The sequence below is a fragment of the Streptomyces sp. NPDC020845 genome (assembly GCF_044334165.1).
GTDB lineage: Bacteria > Actinomycetota > Actinomycetes > Streptomycetales > Streptomycetaceae > Streptomyces.
On sequence record NZ_JBIRSJ010000020.1, the window covers coordinates 1 to 15,665 of the forward strand.

General features: G+C 71.2%; 11 protein-coding genes and 1 rRNA gene. 9 read left to right on the forward strand and 3 right to left on the reverse strand.

Going from position 1 to position 15,665, the window contains the following annotated elements; genetic code table 11:
- A 5S ribosomal RNA gene (gene rrf / locus ACH4U7_RS41920) occupies nt 1-88 on the forward strand; the annotation flags it as partial.
- Nucleotides 89-140: 52 nt separating this feature from the next.
- Here rrf and ACH4U7_RS41925 read toward each other — a convergent pair.
- Nucleotides 141-1,046, reverse strand: coding sequence for a glycerophosphoryl diester phosphodiesterase membrane domain-containing protein (locus ACH4U7_RS41925; RefSeq protein ID WP_398533048.1), 906 nt, complete (start codon nt 1,044-1,046; stop codon nt 141-143).
- 690 nt (nt 1,047-1,736) lie between these two features.
- Between ACH4U7_RS41925 and mtnA the strand changes: the two genes are divergently transcribed.
- The 7 genes from mtnA to ACH4U7_RS41960 all read left to right on the forward strand — a co-directional run bounded on the left by mtnA (nt 1,737) and on the right by ACH4U7_RS41960 (nt 10,601).
- The gene (gene mtnA, locus ACH4U7_RS41930) at nt 1,737-2,894 is read left to right on the forward strand and encodes an S-methyl-5-thioribose-1-phosphate isomerase (RefSeq protein WP_398533049.1); all 1,158 of its coding nucleotides are present in this window, start codon (nt 1,737-1,739) and stop codon (nt 2,892-2,894) included.
- Nucleotides 2,891-3,568: a two-component system response regulator MtrA gene (mtrA, locus tag ACH4U7_RS41935; RefSeq protein WP_014061181.1), complete on the forward strand. Its 678-nt coding sequence runs from the start codon at nt 2,891-2,893 to the stop codon at nt 3,566-3,568. The genes mtnA and mtrA overlap by 4 nt, the downstream gene beginning before the upstream one ends.
- Nucleotide 3,569: 1 nt before the next feature.
- On the forward strand, nt 3,570-5,714 hold the full coding sequence (gene mtrB, locus ACH4U7_RS41940) for an MtrAB system histidine kinase MtrB (RefSeq protein WP_398533050.1): 2,145 nt from the start codon (nt 3,570-3,572) through the stop codon (nt 5,712-5,714).
- Nucleotides 5,704-7,557 (forward strand): LpqB family beta-propeller domain-containing protein, encoded by a 1,854-nt coding sequence (locus ACH4U7_RS41945; RefSeq protein WP_398533051.1) that lies wholly within the window; start codon nt 5,704-5,706, stop codon nt 7,555-7,557. Before mtrB ends, ACH4U7_RS41945 begins: the two co-directional genes overlap by 11 nt.
- A gap of 200 nt (nt 7,558-7,757) precedes the next feature.
- Nucleotides 7,758-8,654 (forward strand): ComF family protein, encoded by an 897-nt coding sequence (locus tag ACH4U7_RS41950; protein ID WP_398533052.1) that lies wholly within the window; start codon nt 7,758-7,760, stop codon nt 8,652-8,654.
- Between the two features lie 249 nt (nt 8,655-8,903).
- Nucleotides 8,904-9,593 carry a ribosome hibernation-promoting factor, HPF/YfiA family gene (hpf, locus tag ACH4U7_RS41955; RefSeq protein WP_398533053.1) on the forward strand — a complete coding sequence of 230 codons (690 nt, stop codon included), beginning with the start codon at nt 8,904-8,906 and terminating at the stop codon, nt 9,591-9,593.
- A 261-nt stretch (nt 9,594-9,854) separates the two neighbouring features.
- Nucleotides 9,855-10,601 (forward strand): response regulator, encoded by a 747-nt coding sequence (locus ACH4U7_RS41960; protein ID WP_398533054.1) that lies wholly within the window; start codon nt 9,855-9,857, stop codon nt 10,599-10,601.
- A gap of 81 nt (nt 10,602-10,682) precedes the next feature.
- Here ACH4U7_RS41960 and ACH4U7_RS41965 read toward each other — a convergent pair whose 3' ends face one another.
- Complete coding sequence (locus tag ACH4U7_RS41965) at nt 10,683-11,876, reverse strand: winged helix-turn-helix domain-containing protein (protein WP_398533055.1); 1,194 nt, start codon at nt 11,874-11,876, stop codon at nt 10,683-10,685.
- A gap of 69 nt (nt 11,877-11,945) precedes the next feature.
- Nucleotides 11,946-12,557 carry a GNAT family N-acetyltransferase gene (locus ACH4U7_RS41970; RefSeq protein ID WP_398533056.1) on the reverse strand — a complete coding sequence of 204 codons (612 nt, stop codon included), beginning with the start codon at nt 12,555-12,557 and terminating at the stop codon, nt 11,946-11,948.
- Between the two features lie 237 nt (nt 12,558-12,794).
- On the opposite strand from ACH4U7_RS41970, the gene secA reads away from it, so the two are divergent.
- Nucleotides 12,795-15,644: a preprotein translocase subunit SecA gene (secA, locus tag ACH4U7_RS41975; RefSeq protein WP_398533057.1), complete on the forward strand. Its 2,850-nt coding sequence runs from the start codon at nt 12,795-12,797 to the stop codon at nt 15,642-15,644.
- Nucleotides 15,645-15,665: the final 21 nt, after the last annotated feature.

A 15,665-nucleotide genomic window follows, 5' to 3' on the forward strand; every position in this document is an offset into this window, starting at 1 on the left:
CGGTTACATTCCGAACCCGGAAGCTAAGCCTTTCAGCGCCGATGGTACTGCAGGGGGGACCCTGTGGGAGAGTAGGACACCGCCGAACAATCTTTAGCCTCGGTCCTGGGTATCGAAAGATACCCAGGACCGAGGCTTTTTTATTTTTCGTCGCCCCGGATCTCGGCGGCGTGGGTGAGCTCGAGGTCGAGGGCTTCGCGGCGGATGCGCTGGTCCACGTAAAGGAGCGCGACGACACCCGCGCTGATCGGCAAGGTGATGGTTGAGGCGAGGACCCCGCCGACTCCGATGACCACCAGAAACGTCCAGCTGACGGAGACGGATTCGCCGGAAAGCCAGTCCATCGCATTGTCGCCGCCGATGGCCATTCCGACGATGCTGGTCGGGATCTCGACGATGGCGGAGAGGACGAAGGCGATGAGTAGCGCGAGGAGCTGGATGCCGAGCACTCGCCACCACGCGCCGCCCACGAGCTTGGCCGAGCGGCGCATGGCCGCGCTGAGCCCTTGCTTCTCCAGCATCAGGGCGGGCGCGGCGAGGCTGTAGCGAATCCAGAGCCACAGGGCGGCGGCTGTCGCGCCGAGCCCGCCCAGCAGGGCCAGCGCCGCGCCTTCGCCGTCCGCGCCGACGGCGACGAGCAGAAGTCCCGGCGCCAGGCCGGCGGCGAAGGTGGCGGCCACGAGTCCGGGCAACAGGAGCAGCAGGCCGCACAGCTGGAGCAGGCGCGGGCGGGCATCGCGCCACACCTCGCCGGGCGACACGGACCGTCCCAGTACGGCCCGGCCGATCACGATCGTCAGCAGGGCCGTGGTGACCATCGTGCCGAGGACTCCGGCCGCCAAGGGGACGGCACTGCCCTGCAGAGCGTGGCCGAGGGCGTCCAGGGCCTCTCGTACGCTCGGATTCGGGTCGTTCTCGAGCGAGTCGAGTCCGTTCGTGTCCTGGAACCACAGTCCCGTGGCGACCGTGGTCACGGCCTGGGTGACGAGGGCGACGGCAAGGGACACGCCGAGCACCGGCCGCCAGTGGGTGCGGAGGGTGGACACCGCCCCGTCGAGGATTTCGCCGACGCTCAGGGGCCGTAGCGGGATGACACCGGGCCGCGGTGCGGGCGGCGGGGGAGTCCAGCCGGCCCCCCAACTTCCGTACGAGGCAGGGCCTGCCGAACCGCCCGGGCCCGCGGGGCCCGGCGGAGGGGCGGGCGGTGGCTCGGGGACGCCGCCGGGGTGTGCTGTCCAGTGCCCTGCGGGTGGTTGCCGCTCCGCCCACTTCGCGCCCCATGAGGGTCGGTCCGCCGCCACCTGATCCGCAGCAGTCCTGTCCGCAGCAGTCCTGTCCGCAGCGGTCCCGTCCGCCGTACACCCGTTCGTCGCAGGGCCGTCCGCCGTGGGGCTTTCTGCCGTAGCGCGGTCCGGTCCAGGCTGGTCGGGCAGGACAGGGCCCGGGCTCTGTCCTGTCGGGCCCTGCGCCGGCTGCTGTGGTTCATCGGTGGGGGACGGTCCGGGCGGTGCCCAGCCCGGAGAGTCGTTCATTGTCGCTCCATGAGGTCGGTCCCGTAAGGGCGAAGGGCGGCCGCCGGGCTGTCGCGAGTGCGCGGCGGCGGCAGGTTGGCAGTCATCGTGCCATGGTGGACGTGGCCGGACGGTGGGCGTCGGGCGTGGCGGACGTTTCAATACTTGGGGCCTCCAAATGCTGGGGCCTTCAATACTTGGGGCCGCAGAGGGCAGACTGGACCAATGGCTGATCAGCACTCAGTGGACCGGGGCGCCGACGTATCGCCCGCCGCGCTCGCCCTGCGCTGGGAGGAACCGCCGGAAGGTCCCGTGCTGGTGATCCTGGACCAGACGCGACTTCCCGCCGAAGAGGTCGAGTTGGTGTGCACCGACGTACCGGTGCTGGTGGAGGCGATCCGTTCGCTGGCCGTACGGGGCGCTCCGCTGCTCGGTATCGCCGGGGCCTATGGCGTCGCCCTCGCCGCGGTGCGCGGTTTCGATGTGGACGAGGCCGCCGAATCGCTGGCGCACGCCCGCCCGACGGCCGTCAACCTCGGCTACGGGGTGCGCCGCGCCGCCGCCGCGTACCACGCGGCAGCGAAGGGCGGGGCGGACGCCGAGGGGGCCGCGGCCGCGGCCCTGGCCGAGGCCCGCGCGCTGCACCGGGAGGACGCCGAGGCCAGCGAGCGGATGGCCGAGCACGGCCTGGCTCTCCTCGACGAGTTGCTGCCCGCGGGTGGCTACCGCATCCTGACCCACTGCAACACCGGCGCGCTGGTCTCCGGCGGCGGGGGCACCGCCCTGGCCGTGGCCGCGGCGGTGCACCGGGCCGGGCAGCTGCGGCGGCTATGGGTGGACGAGACCCGCCCGCTGCTGCAGGGCGCGCGGCTGACCGCGTATGAGGCGGCCCGCGCGGGCATGGCGTACACGCTGCTCACCGACAACGCGGCGGGTTCGCTGTTCGCTGCGGGAGAGGTCGACGCGGTTCTGATCGGCGCGGACCGGATAGCCGCGGACGGCTCGGTGGCCAACAAGGTCGGCAGCTATCCGCTCGCGGTGCTGGCCCGCTACCACCATGTGCCGTTCGTCGTCGTGGCGCCGACCACCACGCTGGACCTGGCCACCGCGGACGGCGCGTCGATCGAGGTCGAGCAGCGCCCGGGGCATGAAGTGACAGACATCACAGTGCCCTATGCTCCGGCGGCGGGGGCGCAAGCAGGCACCGGGATACCCGTCGCGCCGCTGGGCACGCAGGCCTACAACCCGGCTTTCGACGTCACACCACCGGAGTTGGTGACGGCCATCGTCACCGAGGCGGGGGCCGTCTCGCCGGTCACCGCGGACGGTATCGCGGAGCTGTGCGCCAGGTCACGATCGGGTAATGGGATGATGTCGATATGAAGGGACGCGTCCTTGTCGTCGACGACGACACCGCACTGGCAGAGATGCTCGGCATCGTGCTGCGTGGCGAAGGCTTTGAACCGTCGTTCGTGTCGGACGGCGACAAGGCTCTCGCCGCTTTCCGCGAGACCAAACCGGATCTGGTGCTCCTCGATCTGATGCTCCCCGGGAGGGACGGCATCGAGGTGTGCCGGCTGATCCGGGCCGAGTCCGGGGTGCCGATCGTCATGCTGACCGCGAAGAGCGACACGGTCGATGTGGTGGTCGGTCTTGAGTCCGGGGCGGATGACTACATCGTCAAGCCGTTCAAGCCCAAGGAGCTGGTGGCGCGGATTCGCGCGCGGCTGCGGCGGTCGGAGGAACCGGCGCCGGAGCAGCTGGCCATCGGGGATCTGGTGATCGATGTGGCCGGCCACTCGGTGAAGCGGGACGGCCAGTCGATAGCGCTGACGCCGCTGGAGTTCGATCTGCTGGTCGCGCTGGCGCGCAAGCCGTGGCAGGTCTTCACCCGTGAGGTGCTGCTCGAGCAGGTGTGGGGCTATCGGCATGCCGCCGACACCCGGCTGGTCAATGTGCATGTGCAGCGGCTGCGCTCGAAGGTCGAGAAGGACCCGGAGCGGCCGGAGATCGTGGTGACCGTGCGCGGCGTCGGCTACAAGGCCGGGCCCAGCTGAGATGCCGGAGGTCGGCTCGGCTCCGCCTGCCGGCAGACCGGCGGGTGGAGCCCCGGAGAGTGCGCGTCCGGGGCGGCCCGTCGACCCGGCGGGTGAGATTCCGCTGCTGCGGCGGTTGTGGAGCGGTGGGCAGCTGCTGCCGGACGGGGCGTCGGGCGGCCCCGCGCATCCGTTGATCCGGCTGTTCGGGCGGTGGGTGCGCCGTCCGCTGCTGCCCGCTGCCCGGCTGTGGCGGCGCAATATCCAGCTGCGGGTGGTCGCGACCACCCTGCTGATGTCGCTCGGTGTGGTGCTGCTGCTCGGCCTGGTCGTCATCGGGCAGGTGCGCAACGGGCTGCTGGACGCCAAGCGGCATGCGGCGCAGGGGCAGGCCGCCGGTGGGTTCCAGGTCGCCGAGCAGATGGCCGACCGCAACAGAGACACCCGTAACGGCGACGGGGCCGACGCCCGTGGCCGGGGCGGCCAGGACGCCGGCAGCTGGCTGAACGAGCTGGTGACGCAGCTTGCCAGCGGCGGCAAGGGCGCGTACTCGGTGGTGGCGCTCAGCTCCGCCTCGGGCGACACGCCCCGCGTCGTCAGCCGTGGGGCGCGCGTCTCCGGCGACGTCAAGCAGGACAGCGTCCCGGCCGAGCTGCGCAAGAAGGTGGACGACGCGCGCACCACGCCGTACGAGCAGTACGGCCGGATCCTGCACAACAGCTCCAAGGACTCCGAGGCCGCGCTGATCATCGGCAAGCGGCTCAACGACAACCGCGGCGATCCCTACCAGCTCTACTACCTCTTCCCGTTCACGCAGGAGGAGAAGTCGCTCAGCCTGGTGAAGGGGACGCTGGCGACGGCCGGGGTCTTCGTGGTGGTGCTGCTCGGCGCCATCGCCTGGGTGGTGGTCCGGCAGGTGGTCACGCCGGTACGGATGGCGGCCGGGATCTCGGAGCGGCTGGCGGCCGGTCTGCTGCAGGAGCGGATGAAGGTCACCGGCGAGGACGACATCGCGCGGCTCGGCGAGTCGTTCAACAAGATGGCGCAGAACCTCCAGGTCAAGATCATGCAACTGGAGGAGCTGTCCCGGATGCAGCGCCGCTTCGTCTCGGACGTCTCCCATGAGCTGCGGACGCCGCTGACGACCGTACGGATGGCGGCGGATGTCATCCATGACGCGCGCGAGGACTTCGACCCGATCACGGCGCGCTCAGCCGAGCTGCTGTGGGGCCAGGTCGACCGGTTCGAGTCGCTGCTGTCGGACCTGCTGGAGATCAGCCGGTTCGACGCGGGCGCGGCCGCTCTGGAGGCCGAGCCGATCGATCTGCGCGATGTGGTGACCCGGGTGGTCGACGGGGCCGAGCCGCTTGCCGAGGCCAAGGGCACCCGGATCGTGGTGCGGGGCGCCGAGCAGCCGGTGATGGCGGAGGCGGACGCCCGGCGGGTGGAGCGGGTGCTGCGCAATCTCGTGGTCAACGCCGTGGAGCACGGCGAGGGCCGGGATGTGATCGTGCGGCTGGCCGCGGCGGGCGGGGCGGTCGCGGTCGCGGTGCGCGACTACGGCGTCGGGCTCAAGCCGGGCGAGGCGACCCGCGTCTTCAACCGCTTCTGGCGGGCCGATCCGGCCCGTGCCCGTACGACGGGCGGCACGGGCCTCGGCCTGTCGATCGCGGTGGAGGACGCACGGCTGCACGGCGGCTGGCTGCAGGCGTGGGGCGAGCCCGGCGGCGGTTCGCAGTTCCGGCTGACCCTGCCGCGTACGGCGGGCGACTCGCTGCGCGGCTCGCCCATCCCGCTGGAGCCCGAGGACTCCCGGCGCAACCTGGCGTCGGGGCGGGGTGCAAAGGCGCAGGTCACCGGGGCTCCGGGGGCGGCTTCGCACGAGGGCGCGGGGGAGCGGCTGGCGGCGGTACCTGCGCAGCCGAAGTCCGCGCTGTCCGGCGCCGACCTGCCGCGGCTCCCCGGCGGCACGGGCCTGCCCACGCCGACGGCCGACCCCACCGCGCTGCCGGGCAACGGCGCCCGCGTGGTGCCCCGGGGCGCGGCCCGAGGCACGCCGGCTACGCCGGGCCCGCGGCCGGGTGCGGTCGACACGGCGGCTGATACGGCGGCCGATACGGCACACACGACACCGACCGAACGGGAGGGCCGCCCCCGTGGGCGCTGACCGCTACCGCCTCCGCCGCACGCGCCGGCTGCCGGGCGCGCCCGCGCTGCTCGCCTGCGGCGCGCTGCTGCTCTCCGGCTGCGCCTCGATGCCCGACAGCGGGGATGTGCGCCGGGTGGACTCCTCGCCGCGTACGGACGTCGATACGCGGGTGCAGGTGTACGGGGTGAGTCCGGGCAAGGGCGAGCAGCCCACCGAGCTCGTCAACGGCTTCCTGGAGGCGACGACCAGCGACGAGGGGAACCTGGCCACGGCCAAGGAGTACCTGACCAAGGGCGCCGCACGGCAGTGGGCCCCCTTGGCCGCCACCACGGTGCTCGCACAGGCGCCGGAGGTGCGGGTGGAGGCCGATCCGGGAGACCGGGACAGCGACGGGAGGACCGTGGTGCTCTCCGGCAAGCGGATCGCCACGGTGGACGCCACGCACGCGTACCGGCCCTCTGAGGGCGATTACGTGGAGCGCGTCCATCTGTCGAAGGTGGGGTCGGAGTGGCGGATCGACCGGCTGCCGCGCGGCCTTGTGCTGGGCGAGCCCGACTTCCAGCGCATGTATGAGTCGGTCAACAAGTACTACTTCGCCGAGCTGGGCCCGGACGCCGGGAACTCGCGGGCGGGGCAGGGTGTGCTGGTCGCCGACCCGGTCTATCTGCGGCAGGGCGTCGACCCGGTCACCGCGGCCGTGAAGGCCCTCCTGGACGGGCCGACGAGCTGGCTCGACCCGGTGGTCAGCACCTCCTTCCCCTCGGGTACGGAGCTGGGCGGCCGGGACGAGAAGGTGACGCCGGACGATTCGAACGCGCTGAAGGTGCGGCTGAGCGACCGCGCGGCGCATGTGGGCCAGGCGCGCTGCGCCCGTATGGCGGCCCAGCTGCTGTTCACGGTCCAAGGACTGGGGCAGTCGGCGTCGGAGATCCGCAGCGTGCGGCTGGAGCGGCAGGACGGCGCGGAACTGTGCACGCTGTCACGCGACGCCGCGCGCTCCTTCGCTCCGGAGGGGGTCATCGGCCGGGGCGACCATCAGTACTTCGTGGACGCCGACCACCGGGTGGTCCGGCTGTCCGACGACGCGCGGCAGCCGCAGGCCGTGCCGGGGCCGTTCGGTGAGGACGGCGTCGGCCTCGGGTCGGTGGCGGTGTCCCGCGACGAGCGGCTTGCCGCGGGGGTCACCAAGGACGGCCGCTCGCTGTATGTGACCGAGCTCAGGTCCGGCGTCCAGCTCGGCAAGGCGAGGCTGCGCAGCCAGGGCGGCAGCGCGGAGCACGGGCTGTCGGCGCCGAGCTGGGACGGCCTCGGCGGCCTGTGGGTCGCCGACCGCAATCCACAGCAACCCAAGCTGCTGCGGCTGCGCGAGGGCGAGGAGCAGGCGGACGAGGTCCAGCTGCCGGATCTGAACGGCGGCGTGATCACGGCGCTGCGGATGTCCGCGGACGGCACCCGGATCGCGATGCTGGTCAAACGCGCCGGGCATACGACGCTGCGGCTCGGCCGCGTCGAGCGGTGGGGCGGCGAGGAAGCTCCCAAGTTGTCGGTGCGGGGGCTGCACTCGGTCTCTCCGCGGCTGGAGGACGTGGACGCCGTTTCATGGGCCGGGGGCAGTCGGCTGGTGGTCGCGGGCCGTGAGTCGGGCGGGGTGCAGCGGCTGCAGTATGTCGAGACGGACGGCTCGCCGGCGGATGTCCCGGCCGTACCCGGGCCGAACGGGGTGGAGTCGGTCGCGGCCTTCGAGGGGCCGAACCGGCCGTTGATCGCCGAGACGACGAACGACGGGATCGTGCGGCTGCCGCCGAATACGGACTGGAAGACCGTGGCCAAGGAGGGGTCGCTTCCGGTGTATCCGGGGTAACGGTCCGCCTCCTCCGCGCCCTCCGCCTCCGTCTCCGAGCCGACTGGGCGTCGACCGGTCGGCTGTCAACAGGATGGCTGTCAACAGGATGGGGGCGCGTTCACCCGGATGGGCGCGGCCACACCGTGGTTGGCACGCAGTTATCCACAGGGTTGTCCACAGGAGTGGCGGGGCCGTGAGGGTGACGCGACAGTGGGCCCATGTGGATGTGGAGTCGGGAGATCGCCGGACTGGTGCTGCCGACCGGCTGCGCGGGATGCGGCCGGTCGGGCGGTGCGCTGTGCGGGCGGTGCCGCGCGGCGCTGTGCGGGGCCGGGGCGCGGCCGGTGCGGCCCAGCCCGTCCCCGCCGGGGCTGCCGCCCGTCCATGCGGCGGTGGCCTACGAGGACGAGGCCAGAGCGGTGCTGCTCGCGCACAAGGAGCGGGGAGAGCTGCGGCTGGCGGCGGCGCTGGGCGAGGCGCTGGCGTCGGCGGTGAACGCGGCCTGTCCCCATCCCCATCCCCATCCGTATCCCCATCTCCATGCCCGTCACCGCTCGTGGCGGCCGCTGCTGCTGGTGCCGGTGCCCTCGGCGCGGCGGGCGGTCGCGGCGCGCGGCCATGATCCGGCCCGGCGCATCGCGCTGGCGGCGGCGGGGGTGCTGCGGCGCGGCGGGCGGCCCGCGCGGGTGCTGCCGGTCCTGCGACAGCTGCGGGCGGTGACCGATCAGGCGGGGCTGGACGCGCGGCGCCGGCTGGAAAATCTCACCGGGGCGTTGGGCGCGGCGCCAGGCTGCGGGCGGCTGTTGGCGGAGGGCCCGGTGGTGCTGGTGGACGATCTGATGACCACGGGAGCGTCGCTTGCGGAGGCCGCGCGGGCGGTGCGGGCCGCGGGCGGCCCGATCGTCGGCGCCGCCGTCGTGGCGGCCGCGCCCCGCGCGTTCGCCATGGGTGCCCCGCCCTCGATCACCTTGGGCGCCCCGCCCTCGAACACCACGTGCGCCCCGCGCTCGTGGTCCAAGATCGCGGTGCCATCACCAAGTGGAACTGAATACGAACGCCCATCGTTGCTGATGATAAGCGGACGTAAACACCTGATCGGAGGTACGTGCCGGTAGGGGGTGCCGACTTCCGGCCGGGCGAGCTATGTTCGGTTGTGAGGAACGGCGAGCGCAATAGCTCGCATTATCCGCTTGGCGTGCTTCGTGTGCCTTTTCGCTTTTAATGACAAGAAGGGGTGGCGATCTTGGCCATCGGGGAGGAGGGGGTGAAAGCCGCCAGGCAGCAAGCTCCGGAGAAATTCCGGAGCCCAGTGCACAACGGATGAGCTCCGACTTTGACGGAGCGACCCGGGAACGGAGTTCTGCGTGGACATCGTCGTCAAGGGCCGTAAAACAGAGGTGCCCGAGCGGTTCCGGAAGCACGTGGCCGAGAAGCTGAAGCTGGACAAGATCCAGAAGCTCGACGGCAAGGTGATCAGCCTCGACGTCGAGGTGTCCAAGGAACACAACCCCCGGCAGGCCGACCGCTGCGACCGAGTGGAGATCACCCTCCGTTCCCGTGGTCCGGTGATCCGGGCGGAGGCCGCGGCTGCCGATCCGTACGCAGCGCTTGACCTGGCAGCCGGCAAGCTGGAGGCGCGTATGCGCAAACAGCACGACAAGCGCCACACGCGCCGTGGCAACGGCCGCATTCCCGCCAGCGACGTGGCCGTGACGGTGCCGAACGCGGCCCGTATCAACGGTCATGGGGAAATCGCCGCCCAGCGCACGTCGGAAGCCGTCCCCACCACGAGGATGGGGCCGCTGGAGGTCCAGGGCGAAGGTCCCCTGGTGGTCCGGGAGAAGACCCACGCCGCCGCCCCCATGACGCTCGACCAGGCGCTCTATGAGATGGAGTTGGTCGGGCACGACTTCTATCTGTTCGTCGACTCCGACACCGGCCAGCCCAGCGTCGTCTACCGACGCCATGGCTATGACTACGGGGTCATCCACCTCAAGCCCGAGGCGTTCATCGGGGAGGAGCCCGGCGGCGCCGGTGGCGCGCTGGGAGGCTGATCAGGACGGACGGGACCGTGCGGCGGGCGTGCCGCACGGTCCCGCTGTGGTCCGTGGTCGCATCTGGCGTGATGCCCCCGAGCACCCATGCGCCCCCGGGGCACCTCCGTGCGACCACGGCGGCACCACAGCGTCCGCCAGGCATGAAATCATGGCTCAGCGGCCAACCCTCATATCGAGAAGACCGGTTGTCGCCGCCGTATAGCACCATGCACAGCCAAGTGCGGACAGCAGGGGCCATGGCCTTCAGGGGGAGGAACGATGGCGGACAGCTTCGGGCCCGCGACCGACGGCGATGACCACGGCGTCGCACGGGACAGGGTCGAGCCGCGCGGTGAGCCGCGCAAGGAGCCGATCCGGGTCCTCGTGGTGGACGACCATGCGCTTTTCCGGCGCGGCCTGGAGATCGTCCTGGCCCAGGAGGAGGACATCCAGGTCGTCGGCGAGGCGGGGGACGGCGCCGAGGCGGTGGACAAGGCGGCCGATCTGCTGCCGGACATCGTGCTGATGGATGTGCGGATGCCCAAGCGCGGCGGCATCGAGGCATGCACCTCCATCAAGGAGGTCGCGCCGAGCGCGAAGATCATCATGCTGACGATCAGCGACGAGGAGGCGGACCTGTACGACGCGATCAAGGCGGGCGCCACCGGCTATCTGCTCAAGGAGATCTCGACCGACGAGGTGTCCACCGCGATCCGGGCGGTCGCCGACGGGCAGTCGCAGATAAGCCCGTCGATGGCGTCCAAGCTCCTCACCGAGTTCAAGTCGATGATCCAGCGCACCGACGAGCGGCGGCTGGTGCCCGCGCCCCGGCTCACCGACCGGGAGCTGGAGGTGCTCAAGTTGGTGGCCACGGGCATGAACAACCGTGACATCGCCAAGGAGCTGTTCATCAGCGAGAACACGGTGAAGAACCACGTCCGCAACATCCTGGAGAAGCTGCAGCTGCACTCCCGGATGGAGGCCGTGGTCTATGCGATGCGGGAGAAGATCCTCGAGATCAGGTGAGCGGCCGGGCCATGGTCAGGCCGACGCGACACGGTCAGGCCGGTGGCCAGGACACGGTCAGGCCGGCGGTCCGGTGAGCGGTCAGGAGACCGCCGCCGTGAGCGCGGCGGCGAGCTCCGGGTGGTCGACGCGCTCGATCCGCACGGAATCGCACCCCACCCACCCGGCCGCCTCCAGCAGCGCCTGGGCCATGGGCGCCACGGCCTTGGGCCCCTCCAGCGACACCTGCCGGGCCACCAGGGTCTTCCCCTCGCGGGCCGGATCGACGCGGCCGAGCAGCCGCCCGCCGGACAGCAGCGGCATGGCGAAATAGCCGTGGATCCGCTTGGGCTTGGGCACATACGCCTCGAGCCGGTGGGTGAAGCCGAAGATCCGCTCGGTGCGGGCGCGGTCCCATATGAGGGAGTCGAAGGGCGACAGCAGGGTCGTGCGATGGCGGCCGCGCACCGGGGCGGCCAGCGCCTCCGGGTCCGCCCAGGCCGCCTTGTCCCAGCCGGCCACCGTCACTGGCACCAGGCCCGAGTCCGCGATCACCGCGTCCACCTGCTCGGCCTTCAGCCGGTGGTAGTCGGCGATATCCGCGCGGGTGCCGACCCCCAGGGCCTGCCCGGCGAGCCCCACCAGCCGCCGCAGACACTCCGCGTCGTCCAGGTCGTCATGGCGCAGGACGTCCGGCACAGCCCGCTCCGCCAGGTCGTACACCCGCTTCCAGCCGCGCCGCTCGACGCACACCACCTCGCCGTACATCAGCGCCCGCTCCACGGCGACCTTGGCCGCCGACCAGTCCCACCAGGGGCCGCCGTTCTTGGCCCCGCCCAGCTCCGTCGCGGTCAGCGGGCCGTCCTCGCGCAGCCGCTTCACGACCGTCTCGTACGCCCCGTCCGGCAGCTCGTGGTACCAGTGCGGGCGGGCGCGGTAGGCGCGGCGCCGGAAGGCGAAGTACGGCCACTCCTCGATCGGCAGCACACAGGCGGCGTGCGACCAGTACTCGAAGGCATGGGTCTCGGTCCAGTACGCCGACTCGACCGCCGCCCGGCCGACCGCGCCGAGCCGCGCGTACGGAATGAGCTCGTGGGAGCGGGCCAGCACCGAGATGGTGTCCAGCTGCACCGCCCCCAGATGGCGCAGCACCCCCCGCACCCCGCCCCGCCGGTCCGGCGCCCCGAGCAGCCCCTGGGCGCGCAGCGCGATCCGGCGCGCCTCGTCGGCGGACAGGGTGACCTCGGGCTTGGGGACCTTGGGGCCGGACGCGGACTTGGACGCTGCAATCGTCATGCCGAACACCGTAGAGGGCGCCACTGACAGCGAGGGCCGCGACGGGGCGTGCCATGTGCCGGGCGCGGGTCAGGCGCGGGCGGGTTCCGCGTTCTGCTCGGGCGCGGGCAGGTACGGCGTCGCCTGGGGCAGCCCCCAGTCCGAGGGCAGGACCGCGGCTCGCCAGGCGTCCCGCCGGGTCCCGTTGTGGACGATCCGCGCCCGGTCGATGCCCTCCATCCGGAACCCCGCCGCCAGCGCCACCGCCCGCGAGCCTACGTTGCCGACCTGGGCGCACCACTCCAGCCGCTCCACCCCCAGCCCCGTGAAGGCCCACTCGACCACGGCCCGCGCCGCCTCGCCGGTGTACCCGCGCCGCCGGTGCTCCGGCACCGTCCAGTAGCCCAGCTCCGCCTGGCGCTCCTCGGTGCGCAGCCAGGTCAGGCGTACCAGGGCCATGGCGCCGACCAGCGCGCCGCCGTCCCGGGTCACCACGGCGAAGCGGTAGCCGATGTCGTCCCGCCATTCCAGCGGGCAGATCCGCCGGACGAACTCCTCCGCGTCCCCTCGCCGGTACGGGACGGGCACGGGGGTCCAGCGCTGGATGTCCGGATCCTGGCAGGCGGCGTGGACCGCGTCGGTGTCGGAGGGCTGGAAGGGGCGCAGCAGCAGGCGCTCGGTGGTGAGGGTGACAGGTTCCATGGCCAGAGTGTGAGCCGCGGTCGGGAGGAACGCAGCGGTTTTCCCGGTTCAGGGGCACCTGCGGCGTGCCTCGTACGTTCACGCAGAGAGGTGACAACGGTTCCTCGTAGTGACGGACCTCCCGGCGTGGTGGGGTCCTGTCTTACGATGGCCGTTGCGGCGGGGCCTGCGCCCCTTGATAATGCCGCGCCAGCGCACCCGACCGTGCCAGGCCCGACCGGCAAGGAGTCAGCCTACGTGTCCGTCCTCAACAAGCTCATGCGTGCAGGCGAAGGAAAGATCCTGCGCAAGCTGCACCGCATCGCGGACCAGGTCAATTCCATCGAAGAGGACTTCGTCAACCTCTCCGACGCCGAGCTCCGCGCCCTGACCGACGAGTACAAGGAGCGGTACGCCGACGGCGAGACCCTTGACGACCTGATGCCCGAGGCGTTCGCCACCGTGCGCGAGGCGGCCAAGCGGGTGCTCGGGCAGCGCCACTACGACGTCCAGCTGATGGGCGGCGCGGCGCTGCACCTGGGGTATGTGGCCGAGATGAAGACCGGTGAGGGCAAGACCCTCGTCGGCACGCTCCCCGCGTATCTGAACGCGCTGTCCGGCAAGGGCGTCCACCTGATCACGGTGAACGACTACCTGGCCGAGCGCGACTCGGAGTGGATGGGCCGGGTGCACAAGTTCCTCGGCCTCGAGGTCGGCTGCATCCTCGCCAATATGACCCCCGCGCAGCGCCGTGAGCAGTACGCGTGCGACATCACCTACGGCACCAACAACGAGTTCGGCTTCGACTATCTGCGCGACAACATGGCGTGGTCGAAGGACGAGCTGGTGCAGCGCGGCCACAACTTCGCCGTCGTCGACGAGGTGGACTCGATCCTCGTCGACGAGGCCCGTACGCCGCTGATCATCTCCGGCCCGGCCGACCAGGCCACGAAGTGGTACGGCGACTTCGCGAAGCTGGTCACCCGCCTGACCAGGGGCGAGGCCGCGAACCCGCAGAAGGGCGAGGAAGAGACCGGCGACTACGAGGTCGACGAGAAGAAGCGCACCGTCGGCATCCACGAGTCGGGCGTCACGAAGGTCGAGGACTGGCTGGGGATCGACAATCTGTACGAGTCGGTCAACACCCCGCTGGTCGGCTACCTCAACAACGCGATCAAGGCCAAGGAGCTCTTCAAGAAGGACAAGGACTACGTCGTCATGGACGGCGAAGTCATGATCGTCGACGAGCACACCGGCCGTATCCTCGCCGGTCGCCGCTACAACGAGGGCATGCACCAGGCGATCGAGGCGAAGGAAGCGGTGGAGATCAAGGACGAGAACCAGACCCTCGCCACGATCACCCTGCAGAACTTCTTCCGCCTCTACAGCAAGCTCTCCGGCATGACCGGTACGGCGATGACCGAGGCCGCCGAGTTCCACCAGATCTACAAACTCGGCGTCGTCCCGATCCCGACCCACCGCCCGCTCGCCCGCCTCGACCAGTCCGACCTGATCTACCGCACCGAGGTGGCCAAGTTCGACGCGGTCGTCGAGGACATCGTCGAGAAGCATGAGAAGGGCCAGCCGGTCCTGGTCGGCACCACCTCCGTGGAGAAGTCCGAGTACCTCTCCCAGCAGCTCGCCAAGCGCGGTGTGCCGCACGAGGTGCTCAACGCGAAGCAGCACGACCGTGAGGCTTCGATCGTCGCCCAGGCCGGGCGCAGGGGCGCGGTCACCGTCGCCACGAACATGGCCGGCCGCGGCACCGACATCAAGCTCGGCGGCAACCCCGACGACCTCGCCGAGGCGGAGCTGCGCCAGCGCGGCCTCGACCCGGTCGAGCACGCCGAGGAGTGGGCCGCCGCGCTACCCGCGGCGCTGGAGAAGGCCGAGGCCGCGGTCAAGGCCGAATTCGAGGAGGTCAAGGAGCTCGGCGGGCTGTATGTGCTGGGCACCGAGCGCCACGAGTCCCGCCGCATCGACAACCAGCTGCGCGGCCGCTCCGGCCGCCAGGGCGACCCCGGCGAGTCCCGCTTCTACCTCTCGCTCGGCGACGACCTGATGCGGCTGTTCAAGGCCCAGATGGTCGAGCGCGTCATGGCCATGGCCAACGTTCCGGACGACGTCCCGATCGAGAACAAGATGGTCACCCGCGCGATCGCCTCCGCGCAGTCGCAGGTCGAGCAGCAGAACTTCGAGACCCGTAAGAACGTTCTGAAGTACGACGAGGTGCTCAACCGGCAGCGCGAGGTCATCTACGGCGAGCGCCGCCGCGTCCTGGAGGGCGAGGACCTGCACGAGCAGGTGCGCCACTTCATGGACGACACCATCGACGCCTACATCAGCGCCGAGACCTCCGAAGGCTTCGCCGAGGAGTGGGACCTCGACCGGCTCTGGGGCGCGTTCAAGCAGCTCTACCCGGTCAAGGTCACCATCGAGGACCTGGAGGAGGCGTCCGGCGACCGCGCCGGGCTGACCGACGACTTCATCGCCGAGGCGGTCAAGGACGACATCCACGAGCAGTACGACGCGCGCGAGGAGCAGCTGGGCTCCGACATCATGCGCGAGCTGGAGCGGCGCGTGGTGCTTTCCGTCCTGGACCGCAAGTGGCGCGAGCACCTCTACGAGATGGACTACCTCCAGGAGGGCATCGGCCTGCGCGCGATGGCCCAGAAGGACCCGCTGGTCGAGTACCAGCGCGAGGGCTTCGACATGTTCCAGGCCATGATGGACGGCATCAAGGAGGAGTCCGTCGGCTACCTGTTCAACCTGGAGGTCCAGGTCGAGCAGCAGGTCGAGGAGGTCCCGGTCGAGGAGGGCGAGAAGCAGCCCGTGGCGGCCGGCGAGGACGTCCAGGACGCGGTCCCCGCGGCCGTGACGGCCGGTTCGCCCAACGGCCGCCCCGAGATCCGCGCCAAGGGCCTGGAGGCCCCGCAGCGCCCGGACCGGCTGCACTTCTCCGCCCCGACGGTCGACGGCGAGGGCGGCGTCGTCGAAGGCGACTTCACCAACGGCGACACGCCCCCCGCGCCCCGCTCCGAGTCGGACGGTATGACGCGCGCGGAGCGGCGCAAGGCGAACAAGGGCGGCCGCCGCCGCAAGAAGTGACCCGGCTGGGTGGCTGACAGC